Source organism: Paenibacillus sp. FSL R5-0914 (assembly GCF_038004525.1).
In the GTDB taxonomy this organism is placed as follows: domain Bacteria; phylum Bacillota; class Bacilli; order Paenibacillales; family Paenibacillaceae; genus Paenibacillus_AQ.
Genome location: NZ_JBBORH010000001.1, coordinates 930,411 through 944,052, shown reverse-complemented (window position 1 = coordinate 944,052; position 13,642 = coordinate 930,411). Strand labels below are relative to the sequence as shown.

The following is a 13,642-nucleotide window of genomic DNA, read 5'->3' as shown; positions in this document are numbered from 1 at the left end:
AACTCTCACCCTATCGTTTCGATTTCGTCACATACTCCCGCAGTGGGAAAGCAAGATCAATAATACCGATAATGCGTAGCGGCGGCAGCAAAATGACCGGTATTGCTAGCAGAATGGCAACCATCTTGTTCCATTTGCGTTCATGCGCCAGGAAGAAGAAAAATCCAATCGCCTGAATCATAAAGCCAATTCGTAACAACGGCAGTAGATTGGCAGAAATCATGAGGATGTAATTATTCTCTGATCCTGAGAAGAAGAGCTGAAGAACCACACCAATCAAATAATACCAAATAAACGATCTCGAAAGTCTCCATTCACGAGCAGGCTTCATCTTAGGCACTGCATAATTCATACTGTTCAGAATCGGACGAACAATAGAATGCGTAATGACAGCTATCATAAAAGAGCTTACGATTAGAGTCATTGGGATCATTTGAACCGTCATATGACTTAGCTTGTTTACATCCTCAGTCGTAAATCCAAGATCAGTAAACAGTGGATTAGCAGTACCAAGATCAGACAGAGGCGAGTTAACCATCTGCAGCACATCGTTCACATAGTTAGACAAATCAAAGTTAAATAACGCCGTACCGAGTAATAAGAGTAACAGGAATTCTCCAAGAATCGTAACCGTACCTGCAATCACGGTAGATACTGCTGAAGCATGTCTTTTATACCAACGTCCCATAACCAGAGCAGGTATTAAGAAATACGCCGCGATCAGCACATAAATAGGTGTAATCAGACCAACAATCAGCAACACCGGCAATACGTGTAGAACGAATTGTTTGGTGTTCAGCGTAGTGAATAACACTACTGCCGGAACAATCATAAATAGGGTAGTGATGATGAGCAGTGGAGTCGTTAAACTAAGCAGCAAAAGTAAATATACTACGCTCCAAGCCACAGATGACCAGCGAAATTTCAACAGTATTCACCTCTTACGCATATGTTCTTCTAAAGCAGATATATCTTGATACCATTCTTCCAGTTGATGCCCTTCCTGCTTATGCTTTCTGAGCTTCTCGAGTAGCAAGTCATCTAATTGACGATAGGGAATCCCTAGTCTGCGGCCCAAAATATAAGAGCTCATAATCAAACTAGCCAGGCTGTCGCCCACACGGGTAGTACTGCCTTCCCATAACGCTTTAAATAACCGTGAAACTTGGTCAATCACTTCTGTTTTTAACCATTCAATTACCTTGGCGCGTTTAGCGACATCCAGATCCTTCGGCACATTGGACACGTCTCTCTACCTCCGGTAAAAAGCTTTATTCTCCATTATAGCATAAAAAATTCCGTGTCACACAAGGGCGCCCCGCGCACCTTAAGTATGCTTCAACAAGGGATGAACTAGTACTTCTTACATTTTTAAAAAAGACCTGCTTTCCGTTATCGCCGGAAATACAGGCCTTGTTCCGATTGCTTCTATTACCGCGAATAAATTGGGCTATAATGACTCTTGAGATTGTTTTGATACAAATTTCTCACAATATTCTATGACTTGACTCCGGCGAACGATGCCAATAAACCGGTTCATATCATCGACTACAGGAACAAAGTTCTGTACCTTAGCCAAATTAATCAGATCTTCCATATCCGCATCAATCGAGACAGGTCTGTTATTCATCCTCAACGGCAAATCTTTAAGCAAGAATTTTGAAGCGTTCTCGAAAGTAACCTTGCCCTCGGATTCCTTCATATACCAGAGCAGATCACCCTCTGTAACCGTACCAGCGTATTCTCCATTTCGGTTCAGAATAGGGACAGCAGTATAACGGTGATACTCCATCCTCTCCAACGTTTGGCGTAGCGTTGAATCGATCGTTACGCAAGCGACTTCCTGTTTCGGAAGTAAAAAAAATGCAATATTCATCTCTTGATCCTCCTCAAAGAGTTCCGAAGGAATTACGGTTCTTTAACTTCCTTTTACTACCATGCAAAATTATTAATACGTGGCAGCTTAATAATCGTTCCAATACATTATAGCATGAAGACAGTAAGCAGCAGCCATAAGAATGTGAATGGCTGCTGCAATTAATTATATGAGTTTGAACTCCACTTTAGAATTATTGCGTAACTGCTGTTGATTTAGGCTCCAGTGCATTGCTTGCTTTTCCCGGCTCAATTAGTTGATCTACAGGTGTTGCTGCACTCATCCAGTTGTCGATCATCGCCTTAGCTTCACTCAAATCCTCTTCATCAACGATATCATAGTAAACACCATCCATACGTTTACCTTCACCCATAACTGTGAAGCTTGAGATATCCATGCCTTTTCCGCCCATGAATTTTTTGGCTAGACTAATGATCATCGAAGGCTCTATATCGGTTTTAAAATTATCTCCCATAATATCCAGCAACTTCGGAATGTTGCCAATTTGACTGATCGATAACATTTTATTCGCTACAACATCAATAAAAACCTGTTGGCGTTTGGTACGGTTAAAGTCACTATCTTCACGATAACGCGTATAGTTCAATGCTTCTTGTCCGTTATAAAGCGACTTTCCAGCTTCAATTGTAAACTTTTCATGATCCTTACCCTTGTTCACAATGTCTTTCTTAATCGGCAGCGGAACGCCTCCAATAGCATCTACAGCATCCTTGAGTCCTTGGAAATTTATTGTCGCATAATATTGAATATCATGACCAAGCAGAGCTTCTAGAGAATCCTTGGCCATCTGTTGCCCCCCAAAAGCATAGGCATGTGTAATCTTATCCTTTTTATTATCCTTATGACCTATAATTTCCGTATACGTATCACGAGGAATAGAAATGAGCAGGATCTTATAGTCCTCAGGCCGAACAACAGCGTACATCATGGTATCTGAACGTGCCGTTTCATTATCACGTTGATCGGTACCTAGCAACATAATTGAGAACGGATCGCTCTTGTACACAACCGGTTCTGGCTTAACCTTATTATCATCCTTAAGCGGCTGGTAAGATTCTTCCTTTAGCTTAGTTTCAACCCGATCAGACAAAAAGAGGTCGAAGGCTAATACAGCCAGGGAATTACGAAACAGAAAGCCTCCCGCTATAATAACAACAAGAACAATGAGGGCGATATATCTTTTCTTTATTTTTTTCATCTTTGATTCCTTCATTTTTGATTCCTTCTTTATTGTAGAATAATTGCTTGCCATATATATAATGCTTCCTGAATCTTTATCAGGCAGTCATGACTTTATTTCTCACGGCGATCAACTGACCCTTATTCCATTATCTTATTGTCCCCCCTTTCAAGAAATTCAGGTCATTCAAAATTATAGAAAAAAAGTTTTTTGCGGTTCTAAAATAATGTGGACTAAAACAATATTTCTATTGTAATCACTAAATGGATAAAAAGAAACCACAAATAACGACATGAATAGGGAAAAAGCACCAAACCAAGTAATAAATACTGGTATGGCGCTCCGACTTTAGTTCCTAATTCTGAGCGGATTCATCATATGTTTAACCCGATCTCCGGATTGTAAACCACGGAAAAATCCGTAATCAAATAATTTTGCTGCCCCTTCAAATCGGCTCTCATAAGTCTTTGCCCCCATAACGACTGCAATAAGCCTATGCCCATCCCGCTGAGCCGAGCCTGCAATACAGTATCCTGCCCGGTTATTATGTCCAGTCTTTAAACCATCTGTACCCTCATAAGCGTAAATGCCACCCATAGCTGGCAACATGAAATTGCTATTACTTACATATAGCCCCTTATTCTTCAAATGCATTTGTGTACGGCTGGAAATATTGAGAATATCCGGATGATGATAGATTAGTGCGGCAGCCAATTTAGCGGTATCACGAGCTGTCATCATAGTCTCACCGCTGATATGCATATTCGGATCAGTGAAACCAAGATCCTTACCTGATAGGCCCGTTGCATTAGTAAATATTGTACGAGAAGATAAGCCTAGACTATGTGCCTTGTCGTTCATCATGAGCACAAAAGAGGCTTCTGAACCAGCCATATACTCAGCCAATGCAACAGTAGCATCGTTGGCAGAATAAATAGTGACTCCTTCGAATAATTCTCTTATAGTATAGAATTCTCCCCGCTTCAATGAGAGACTTGTGCCGCCCATTTTACTTGCATAGGCACTAATTGGGACTCTATCCTCCCATCTAATCATTCCAGAGGAGATTTGATCCAGCACAATCATTTCTGTCATTAATTTAGATACACTGGCCGGTGGCATGGGTACATCACCATTAATATCCACCCATATATCTCCGGTATCCATATCTAGAAGCACTGCTGATTCCGCGTCAATATTCGGTTTAAAACCAAGCCCAGTTGGCCTCCATACCGCAATTAAGACAACGACTAATACAGCTGCGATTGCCCCCACTACTATCCGTCTCTTCATCGTCGTCATCCTCCATACTATATATGACGAATGAAACTACAATTTGATTTCACTTTTCACAAAAAATTATTATTTTATTTTTCTTCCTCTTCCTTAATCCACCATTTATAAGGGTCAATAATCGTACTCATTGAATTCACGCGAACGCCCTGTAGGCGCTTATTTACTGGAACTATCGCTTTTCGTTCGGCAAAAAAGATCATAGGCACCTCTTCATTAACCAGCTTCTGCCACTCATAATATATTTCTTTACGATAATCCATATCGTATGCCTTCATACTTACGCCTTCACGAATCAGCTCTTCATTCCGCTCGGAAGACCAACGGGGATAGTTCCATAGATCATTTTCTCTCCATAGACCTGTTGGATCGGGATCACTCGCTAACCCCCATACTCCGTAAAATAGTTCGATAGACGGATCATCGGCTTCCACTGCGTCGTAGAAAGCATGGAATTCCTTTAATGCTCCACCGTTCAGCTGTACATCGAGTCCAACATCACGCCAATTTCTTAAAATGGCATTAGTACGTAGCTCTGCTGTTTGACTGCCTAGCATAGAATCAAAATGGATCATCAGCTTTTGGCCCTTTGGATCTTCCCGTAATCCATCACCGTCTAGATCCAAGAACCCAGCAGCATCCAGCAGTTCCTTGGCCTTTGTAGGATTATACAGATAAGCATTAATCTCAGTATCAGGGATCTTCGCCCAGCTAGTGCTAGATATTGGAGTCTCTACAGGCTCAGCTAAACCGTGGGAATATGCTTTGATGATCCCTTCACGATCTAAAGCATAATACATAGCTTGCCGTAATCTTTTGTCTTCAAATTTAGGGTTATCCATTACGATGGTCTCGGTTTCCGTATCCCAATGCCCGAATTTAAAACCTATATATTCATAGCCTAGCTCAGCAGTTTGCAGGATGTTAATATTATCCAGTTCTTTTAGATCATCATAAGCATCCCGAGGGGCTGACTCTATGTCAATCTCTCCTGTTTGAAAGCGTTCAGCCACTTCCTTATCGTCAAATGCCTTATACACTATCCCATCCAATAGCGCTTTGCCCTTGTAATATTGATCAAAACGTTTCATTTCTACCCTCTGGCCAGGCTGAATATGTTCAACCTCAAAAGGGCCAATACCTATAGGAGATTTTCGCATCTGGTCACTTTCAGGCATATCTTTAACAGCAATTCCAGTATAGTATTTTTTATTCATCGGATAGGGCCACAGACTATCGATGGTGTTTACCCGTGCAGCAGTTACAGTTATTTTCAAAGTATAAGGATCTATAACCTTCAATCCGGATATGCCCTTCGCTTCTCCCTCATGATAGGCTTCTGCACCCTGAATCATTTCAACACTATAATAATGCGAGCCCGTATAATCTGGACTAGCAATAGTTTCAATTGCGAATTTCCAATCCTCTACCGTTAATTCATCACCGTTATGCCAACGGATTCCCGGTTTAATTTTAAAGGTAAATACTTTATGATCATCAGATTCCTGCCAAGAGGCAATATTAGGAACCGTCACTAGTTCATCATTTACCTGAAACATCGGCTCAGTAATAAACTCCAGCACATGAAAATCATCTTCACCTTCATAAAAAGCAGGCTCAAACAAACCCGTAAATGGTGAGGAGAATCCGTAGGTAACTACTCCACCAGCTTGTGGCTTATCGTCTACTATATTATGGCGCGAAGATAATGGATTACTGCTAGAAGTTGTTCTACTACATGCTGACAATAGAGTTGCCATCACGAGCAGCGTTAACAACAACCTGCATATTTTCTTATTATTCATGTGTTTCTTCCCTTCTCTAGTTGAACGTATATCTACATTTAAGTTATGGAACATAAATATTTTTACTGTAACAAAGTTTTATGGTGGTTACAATAACTTCTAAGCCCTAGGCCTTTACTCCTGCTTGAAATTCACTTATTTCGTTATATCTATAAAAAAAGACCTGTCTCGTGGACAGATCTTCATTGAATCTATTCTTCATCTCTGTGCGTAATCGTTAAACCCTCAACATGCTTACGCTGCATCAACTTGCGCTTTTTACGTGTATCCTTACTCTCAAAAATAATATCAAAGTCATATTCCTCCGGGTATAGCTCTTCTTTTGAAAGATAGGGCTTCAACCGCTTATGGTTAATTTTCATTTTTTGCTTCTGGATCATCACCCCAACCATTCCTAAATGATCTCTCTTCTCATAAACGATCCCTGTGCGGCCAAGTGACGTTACCACAACTGCATCTCCAATTTCAAATTGAATCAGCTTCTCCTTGCTGCGGTCAGATGGAGTAGCCTCTTCTTCTGCATTGCCATGTTCCTCTACTGGAAGTGCATCATATTCCTGTTCTCCATCTTTGCTGAAAAGATTTCCCCATGCCTCTCCGCTGCCTTTCTGTAGCCTTTGTTGCTGCGCCTCTACGATTTCCCATGATCTCTTAATAACGTTATCCTGTATCCCCAGCTTTTTAGCGATCTGCAGAGCGTAACTTTCCCCCGCTTCTCCAATCGTCAATCGATACAACGGCTGTAGCGTTTCTTTATCAAATTCCATTCGCGCATTTTGAAAGCCCGTCGTTGCGGCTGCAAAGGCTTTTAGCTCATTAAAATGTGTAGTAACAATAATATTCGCCCCTTTACGGCTCAGCTCTTCCAGAATCGCGATAGAGAGCGCAATGCCTTCCCCGGGATCCGTACCAGCCGCCAGCTCGTCAATGAGCAGCAGCACCCCTTTAGATGCATCTCTCAGCATTCCCTCAATACTCTTCATTTGCGCCGAGAATGTGCTGAGTGATTGTGCCAGACTTTGTCCGTCGCCAATTACACTGATTACATCCGTAAAAATAGTGAATTCGCTACCCTCCTCGACCGGAATCAACAGCCCCGATTGAGCCATGATCGTCAGCAGCCCTAGTGTCTTAAGGACCACAGTTTTACCACCTGTATTTGGGCCTGTAATGATGAGGGATTTATACCCCTTACCAACCTCCAGATTGATCGGAATCATCCCCTTCAGCATGGGATGCCTGCCTCCATTCATCTTTAGAAAGCCTTTCGCATTCAGCGTAACAGAAGATGCCCCCAGTGTTCGTGCATATTTAGCTTTAGCAAAAATAAAATCATACGTGCCCGTAGCTTCAATATTAAGGTGCAGGGCAGCCTGTTCCTGTTCTACCAAGCTAGTCAGCATGCTGAGGATTACGGCTTCTTCTCGCGCCTCTTCACCCAAAAGTAAATCAAGCTCAATTTGGAGAGCAGCGATCTCGTCTGGTTCAATAAACACCGTCTGTCCACTTGTGGATTGATCAAGCACCGATCCTTTTATTTGTTTATGATATTCCCGTTTTACGGGGATAACGTAACGCCCACCTCGCTGACTATAAATATTCTCCTGCAAAATCGATTGATGGCGTGACATAATTCCGTCGATTTTTTTATGAAGACGTTCTTTAGCCACTACAATCCGTTTACGAACTCGCTCTAACCCCTTACTTGCTCCATCATCAATCGCACCAAAACGGATACAACGATCAATAGCCTCCCTCACGTGATTTAACTCCATCAACGAGGATGCATATGCAGCAATCCGTGGAGCACTCTGTTCTTTAGAGGCCATATATTTGCGCAGTTGACTACAGCTCTTAAGAAATGTAGCAACCGCAGTGAAATCTTGCTCACTGTACAAATATCCAGTCCCCATTAATGACATGATCCACTCAATGCCTTCTAATGAAGGAATGGGTACACTCGATCCTCGTTCCAGCAGTTCTTTAGCTTCAGAAGTTTCCTCCATTGCTCTTTGAATCGTCGGCAAATAGGTCATTGGCATAAGCTCTTCTACAGCTTTTTTTCCTACATAAGATACTGCGTGGCGCCCAAGCTCTGTTTTAATGATTTCGTATTCCAGCGTGTTTAGACTTTGTAAATTCACAGCAAATCCTCCTTCAAATCTCTATTGGTTTGGACCTAATTCTCCATAACGCAAAGAAGGGCAAAGAATGCCACTATGGCAGTCCTTGCCCTTCTTTTTATACTGATGCCCTCTATCGTCCTAAGGCCCCGAAATGAGAACAGGTGCCGAAAAACAAAAAAACCGTGCAATAAGAGCACGGTTAATTACAAAGAGAACAACAGCCGTAAAGAGGCCATTTGACGCTTCGTGTGTTCTTAACTAAATCATCCACCCGTAAGGAACAACAGACTGCTGCGTAATACGAACTCAAATAGAGCACGTAATCGCCTCATGACAAGCCTGCTAAAGTCTTCCTAATCAAGTGTTATGAAATTGCTAGTTAAGAACGGTCACCGACATCAAAATTTCCCCTTTAGTTATAGGATAGCTGTAATTTAACATAATAAAGTGCCAACGTCAAACGATTCAACGCCCAAATAATTCGATTTCATGCTTACCCTACTATTAATGCTTCCTTTTTTGCATACAAAAAAAGCAGCCGGTTTCCCGACTGCTTTTATAAAACGTCCTATTCCGTTGTGTAAGGAAGCAACGCGATTTGACGCGAGCGTTTTACAGCAATGGTAAGAGCGCGTTGGTATTTTGCACTTGTACCTGTTACACGACGTGGCAAAATCTTTCCACGTTCGCTGATGAACTTCTTAAGAAGTTCGGTATCTTTATAATCAATGTGAGTAATCTTGTTCACAGTGAAAAAGCAAACTTTTTTACGCTTGTTGCGTCCACCACGACGTGCTGGTCTTTTGTCGTTGTCAGCGCCTTCTCTTGGTTTAAAAGCCATATTCTTTTCAGTCCTTCCTAATTAAAATGGCAAATCATCATCCGATATATCAATCGGTTTACCATCGCCCGAAAAAGGATCTTGAGTATTGTTGTTACGCGAGAAATTATTGTTGTTATTTCCGCGTCCAGCGTTACCACCGCCACCATATGCTGGCTCTTCAGGCATACTACTTGCACCACTTGAAGTATTTCCACCTTCACGGCTCTGTGAAGATTCCAGGAAACGAACATTATCAGCAATAACTTCAGTTACGTATACACGTTTGCCTTCGTTATTCTCATAATTCCGCACTTGGATGCGTCCTTCCACTGCTGTCAGACGACCTTTGCGCAAGTAATTGGCACAGGTTTCTGCTAGCTGTCTCCAGGTTACAACCGGGATGAAGTCTGCCTCACGTTCACCGTTCTGGCCCGTAAAGTTACGATCTACGGCTAGCGTAAATTGCGTTACGGCAACACCAGCGGGAGTATAACGAAGTTCCGGGTCACGGGTCAACCGTCCGATCAAAATGATACGGTTCAACAATTCTGGTCCCCTCCTTTAGAGCGATTCATTACAAAGCTTGTCAAGATCTTAAGCAACGTCGTTCGTAATGAGATAACGAATAACTTCGTCAGAAATCTTCATAAGACGTTCTAATTCAGTAACTACTGCAGGTTCTGCATTGAAGTTAACCAAAACATAAACGCCATCACGGAATTTCTTGATCTCATACGCAAGACGGCGTTTACCTTGCACTTCGTGCTTTGTAATTTCCCCGCCATTGGAGATGATGCCTTGGAATTTATCGACTGCTGCTTGAACGGCTTCTTGTTCAATGTCAGGACGAATAATGTACATCACTTCATATTTGCGCATAATTTTCACCTCCTTATGGTCTGAGGCCCCTAATCACGTCAGGAGCAAGGAACGAGCACAAACATAGACTCGCACCTGATTAATATACCAAAATGAACAGCAGAGTGCAAGCAATATTAATACAGGACAACTCCTCCCCCTCTTTTTACATGAAAAAATCACTACCTGCGCACAATAATTACGAATTCATCTACACTAAAAAAGGAGGAATAATGATGGGTGAGAAAACGGAATATGAAGAAGGCGACAAGGCCCCCAATCCAGGCATGTACACAGAGGTAGGCGAAGCCCGAAGCTTCCATACTGAGATTTCGAATCCACAGCACATTAAAATGGAAAAAGGGGACACCTTCCCTGAGACCACCAACAAAAATCGAAAGTGGAAAAAGGTTGAAAAAGCACGGGTCCACTAATTCAAAAATATTTTAAAAATAAATGTGTATAAAAAGCCCGACATTACACATACTATACTCAGGCAGTACAAAAGAGAGGTGTGGTTCCGTTGGCCGTCGTAGACGAACACAATCACAGGAGATCTGATTCAGCATCTATTGTAAGCTGGGAAGAGTAGTGGGTTATTGCCTTAAAAAAGCATTAGCCTCAGCAACGCCTAAATCACTTTAGTCGCTATAAACAGAGAAATTCCAAACATCATTGATGTACTGCCTCCTGAAGAAGGACCCGAAAGGGCCCTTCTTTTTGCGTTATATATTATTTTGTATATCGGCAATTATAGACACAAAAAAACCTCCGTTACAGGAACGAAGGATTCATTAAATGTTATATATGCTGAAGTGGCGGAGAGGGTGGGATTCGAACCCACGCACGCTTTGACACGCCTAACTGATTTCGAGTCAGCCCCCTTGGGCCTCTTGGGTACCTCTCCGCAGCAAAAATAATTGTATCATGCAGACATGCCATTTGCAAGCTTAATTATTGTCTGTATTTTCCTCCGCAGAGCGCAGTACCTTCTTCATATTCTTCTCGAATTTAGCACGGGGAATCAGAACACTATGCTGACAGCCTGTACATTTAATTCGGATATCCATCCCCATGCGAATGATTTCCATCTCATTAGATCCACAAGGATGCTGCTTCTTCATTTGCACTATATCCCCAAGCTGAAAAACTTTACGTTCCACTATTCTTCCCCCTCTTCTCCTTCTTGTGTAGCTGCAATTTGCCGTCTTGATCCAGTGTTTGCCGACCCTGTAACTTCTAGTGCATGTTCTGTTTTTGCAAGATCTATTTCAGCCTTCGCCTCTGCCTCTGCTTTCTTACGTGCTTCTTCTTCAGCTTGAGCTAGTTCCAGCATGCTCTGTTTCTCTAATGCCTGCTTTATGTCGTTCTGAATTTGTCTTTCCGCTGCATCTCTTGCATTAGGAGCACAGCTGGCAGCTATACGAATCACATATTCCGAGGTACTCATGGACTGTATTCCGAGCACGTTAGGGTAAGCAAGCACATTGAAGTTACGCTGTTCTATTCCTTTTAGCGCCTCGCCAATTAATCCTAACGTGGCTTCCAAGCTTCGCTCCATTTTAACAGGAACATCAACTACAGCCAATGCATTGGAAAGAGAATAGTTCGTCACATTCGTAATTAGTCCATTAGGGATAATAAATACTTCTCCGGTTGCACTTAACAGTCTTGTTGTTCGCAATCCGATTAATTCTACAGTCCCTTTATAAGTACCTGTCTGAATTACATCACCAACTGCAAATTGGTCCTCCAAAATAATAAAGAACCCTGTAATAACATCCTTCACCAGACTTTGTGCTCCAAAACCTACTGCCAGACCAAGTACACCTGCTCCGGCCAACAAGGGTGCTAAATCGAAGTGGAACTCTGAAAGAACGAGCATGATCATCACAAAATTACAGATAACCGTTACTACATTTTTCATCAATTCCCCTACCGTAGTAAACCTTCGTGTGTTAGACAGAATTCTGCCACCCGTTTTACGTTCAAGCGAACGATCAATAATATTAGAAACAATCTTAATAATAACCCTAGTTAAGAGAAATATAATAAGAATTCGTAGTCCTGAGAATAAGACATTGGCCCACATATCAGCATCGGTAAACCAATTCCACACCTTATCTTTAAAACGCAAGGCATCTTTTACAGCATCACCGGGAGTAGTAGCCTCTAATATCCACCTATTCATATTGTATAGTCCTCCCTACCTCTCAATCAGAATGTAGTTCTCGTTGTCTTTTCCGTAGATGCCGCGTATTTCGATATTCTGTTCCGTTACTATCCTTTGTACCTCTTCCAGTGCACTTTGATAAAACTGAATCGATATCGCGCATCCTGCCGTGATCTCTTTCGGGGTTGGAAATATATCAATTTCAATTTCCGCATACTCAAGCAGCATTTCAGCACGAAGCGCCTGCTGGGTAGAGTCAAACGCGATCAACATCTCTTCCTGCATATACGTTACGCCTCCCATAGGTTTATCGTCCTATCTCTTGCCGCTGTAGTATAAAACCCCTCTTCTATCCATATACTAGATACCATCAAATAGAATCAGCTTCAGAAAGGAAGATGGTATGAATTTTTCATCGAAAGCTACATCAGCGCAAGAAACGTCCTGTTTAAAAATATCACATACCGATCCCGATATCTATTCTGCTATTACCCACCGGCTACTGTTTCACTTTGCACGTACACGCCCGGAAACACAGATTGTCGTCATTTGTGTAGGTACGGACCGATCCACAGGAGATTCTCTTGGCCCTCTTGTTGGCACTGCATTGTCACGTTTTCATAGTCCGCTGTTTCATTTATATGGAACTCTTGAGGAGCCTGTCCATGCTGTTAACCTTGAGGAAACTCTATCCCTAATCAACGAAAGATATAGTAACCCCTTTATCATCGGTATAGATGCTTGTTTAGGTCACTCTACTAGTGTAGGATGCATCCAAGTCGTTGAAGGGCCTTTGAGACCAGGTGCTGGCGTAAATAAACAATTGCCGCCGGTAGGTGATATCCATTTGACGGGAATCGTTAATGTCGGCGGCTTTATGGAGTATTTTGTATTACAGAACACGCGATTAAGTTTAGTTATGCGATTATCTGATATTATAGCTACGAGTCTATATTCTGCCTTAAAGCAATGGAATCTTCATGCTAGGTCCGCTGCAACGCGAGAGTAACTACTTCTTTTTCTTCAGGTGATAAGACATATTGTGATTCGCCATTCTGCATAGGTTTAGAGTAAATGTAAGAATTCTCACGATTATGAAGACTGGTTAATACAATACCACTACTGTTGTCATCCAGTATAGCCACTGAGAAACTCAGATCATTGCCACGTTCACCAAAGGCATTATAACGCTTCAGCGCAATATTGGACTTCATGCCACGCATTCTAGTTTGAGTTGCTTCTAATACGGTTTTTTGCTCACGTTGTTCTTCTTCCAGCATGTCGCTTTGGTTCTTCAGATCAATTAGAAGGCCTTCCAGATCCTCCACACCGCTCCCAGCCATCATGGCCTCATATTTACGCCGCATAGCACGCAGCTTAGCCCCCTGGGCGATCACAGTGATTATCAGCACCAACATAATTACTGTAAAACCAAACACAAACCACTGCAACTGCTCACTAATTAATTGATTTAATTCAGACATGAA

16 protein-coding genes and 1 tRNA gene are annotated in these 13,642 nt (G+C 42.1%); 2 read left to right on the top strand and 15 right to left on the bottom strand.

Going from position 1 to position 13,642, the window contains the following annotated elements; genetic code table 11:
• Window positions 1-10: 10 nt before the first annotated feature.
• The 10 genes from MKX60_RS04080 to rpsF all read right to left on the bottom strand — a co-directional run bounded on the left by MKX60_RS04080 (window position 11) and on the right by rpsF (window position 10,003).
• On the bottom strand, window positions 11-928 hold the full coding sequence (locus tag MKX60_RS04080; protein WP_076298104.1) for a DUF2232 domain-containing protein: 918 nt from the start codon (window positions 926-928) through the stop codon (window positions 11-13).
• A 6-nt stretch (window positions 929-934) separates the two neighbouring features.
• Window positions 935-1,237 carry a MazG-like family protein gene (locus MKX60_RS04075; protein ID WP_170880353.1) on the bottom strand — a complete coding sequence of 101 codons (303 nt, stop codon included), beginning with the start codon at window positions 1,235-1,237 and terminating at the stop codon, window positions 935-937.
• Between the two features lie 213 nt (window positions 1,238-1,450).
• A complete protein-coding gene (locus tag MKX60_RS04070; protein WP_042193039.1) occupies window positions 1,451-1,876 on the bottom strand; it encodes a CBS domain-containing protein in 426 nt (141 codons plus the stop codon).
• A 193-nt stretch (window positions 1,877-2,069) separates the two neighbouring features.
• Window positions 2,070-3,110 (bottom strand): LCP family protein, encoded by a 1,041-nt coding sequence (locus MKX60_RS04065; RefSeq protein WP_179085792.1) that lies wholly within the window; start codon window positions 3,108-3,110, stop codon window positions 2,070-2,072.
• 315 nt (window positions 3,111-3,425) lie between these two features.
• A complete protein-coding gene (locus MKX60_RS04060; RefSeq protein WP_339244147.1) occupies window positions 3,426-4,370 on the bottom strand; it encodes a D-alanyl-D-alanine carboxypeptidase family protein in 945 nt (314 codons plus the stop codon).
• A gap of 74 nt (window positions 4,371-4,444) precedes the next feature.
• Window positions 4,445-6,175 (bottom strand): oligopeptide ABC transporter substrate-binding protein, encoded by a 1,731-nt coding sequence (opp4A, locus tag MKX60_RS04055; protein WP_341059107.1) that lies wholly within the window; start codon window positions 6,173-6,175, stop codon window positions 4,445-4,447.
• 191 nt (window positions 6,176-6,366) lie between these two features.
• On the bottom strand, window positions 6,367-8,319 hold the full coding sequence (locus MKX60_RS04050; protein WP_341059106.1) for an endonuclease MutS2: 1,953 nt from the start codon (window positions 8,317-8,319) through the stop codon (window positions 6,367-6,369).
• A 550-nt stretch (window positions 8,320-8,869) separates the two neighbouring features.
• Window positions 8,870-9,142, bottom strand: a complete 273-nt coding sequence (rpsR, locus tag MKX60_RS04045; protein ID WP_036651767.1) for a 30S ribosomal protein S18 — start codon at window positions 9,140-9,142, stop codon at window positions 8,870-8,872.
• 21 nt (window positions 9,143-9,163) lie between these two features.
• The gene (ssb, locus tag MKX60_RS04040) at window positions 9,164-9,670 is read right to left on the bottom strand and encodes a single-stranded DNA-binding protein (protein ID WP_036677780.1); all 507 of its coding nucleotides are present in this window, start codon (window positions 9,668-9,670) and stop codon (window positions 9,164-9,166) included.
• A 48-nt stretch (window positions 9,671-9,718) separates the two neighbouring features.
• Window positions 9,719-10,003 carry a 30S ribosomal protein S6 gene (rpsF, locus tag MKX60_RS04035; protein ID WP_036677776.1) on the bottom strand — a complete coding sequence of 95 codons (285 nt, stop codon included), beginning with the start codon at window positions 10,001-10,003 and terminating at the stop codon, window positions 9,719-9,721.
• Window positions 10,004-10,218: 215 nt separating this feature from the next.
• Here rpsF and MKX60_RS04030 point away from each other — a divergent pair, with 215 nt between their 5' ends.
• Window positions 10,219-10,416, top strand: a complete 198-nt coding sequence (locus tag MKX60_RS04030; RefSeq protein WP_042131720.1) for a YjzC family protein — start codon at window positions 10,219-10,221, stop codon at window positions 10,414-10,416.
• A 382-nt stretch (window positions 10,417-10,798) separates the two neighbouring features.
• On the opposite strand, the gene MKX60_RS04025 is transcribed toward MKX60_RS04030, so the two are convergent.
• The 4 genes from MKX60_RS04025 to MKX60_RS04010 all read right to left on the bottom strand — a co-directional run bounded on the left by MKX60_RS04025 (window position 10,799) and on the right by MKX60_RS04010 (window position 12,440).
• Window positions 10,799-10,889 (bottom strand) — tRNA-Ser (locus tag MKX60_RS04025).
• 43 nt (window positions 10,890-10,932) lie between these two features.
• Window positions 10,933-11,145 carry a DUF951 domain-containing protein gene (locus MKX60_RS04020; protein WP_042193044.1) on the bottom strand — a complete coding sequence of 71 codons (213 nt, stop codon included), beginning with the start codon at window positions 11,143-11,145 and terminating at the stop codon, window positions 10,933-10,935.
• Complete coding sequence (locus MKX60_RS04015) at window positions 11,145-12,173, bottom strand: mechanosensitive ion channel family protein (RefSeq protein WP_076285060.1); 1,029 nt, start codon at window positions 12,171-12,173, stop codon at window positions 11,145-11,147. The genes MKX60_RS04020 and MKX60_RS04015 overlap by 1 nt, the downstream gene beginning before the upstream one ends.
• Before the next feature lie 15 nt (window positions 12,174-12,188).
• Window positions 12,189-12,440 carry a DUF3343 domain-containing protein gene (locus MKX60_RS04010; RefSeq protein ID WP_341059105.1) on the bottom strand — a complete coding sequence of 84 codons (252 nt, stop codon included), beginning with the start codon at window positions 12,438-12,440 and terminating at the stop codon, window positions 12,189-12,191.
• A 118-nt stretch (window positions 12,441-12,558) separates the two neighbouring features.
• Between MKX60_RS04010 and yyaC the strand changes: the two genes are divergently transcribed.
• The gene (gene yyaC / locus MKX60_RS04005) at window positions 12,559-13,164 is read left to right on the top strand and encodes a spore protease YyaC (RefSeq protein ID WP_042131724.1); all 606 of its coding nucleotides are present in this window, start codon (window positions 12,559-12,561) and stop codon (window positions 13,162-13,164) included.
• On the opposite strand, the gene MKX60_RS04000 is transcribed toward yyaC, so the two are convergent.
• The gene (locus MKX60_RS04000) at window positions 13,139-13,639 is read right to left on the bottom strand and encodes a DUF4446 family protein (protein ID WP_042193049.1); all 501 of its coding nucleotides are present in this window, start codon (window positions 13,637-13,639) and stop codon (window positions 13,139-13,141) included. The genes yyaC and MKX60_RS04000 overlap by 26 nt on opposite strands.
• Between the last annotated feature and the right edge of the window lie 3 nt (window positions 13,640-13,642).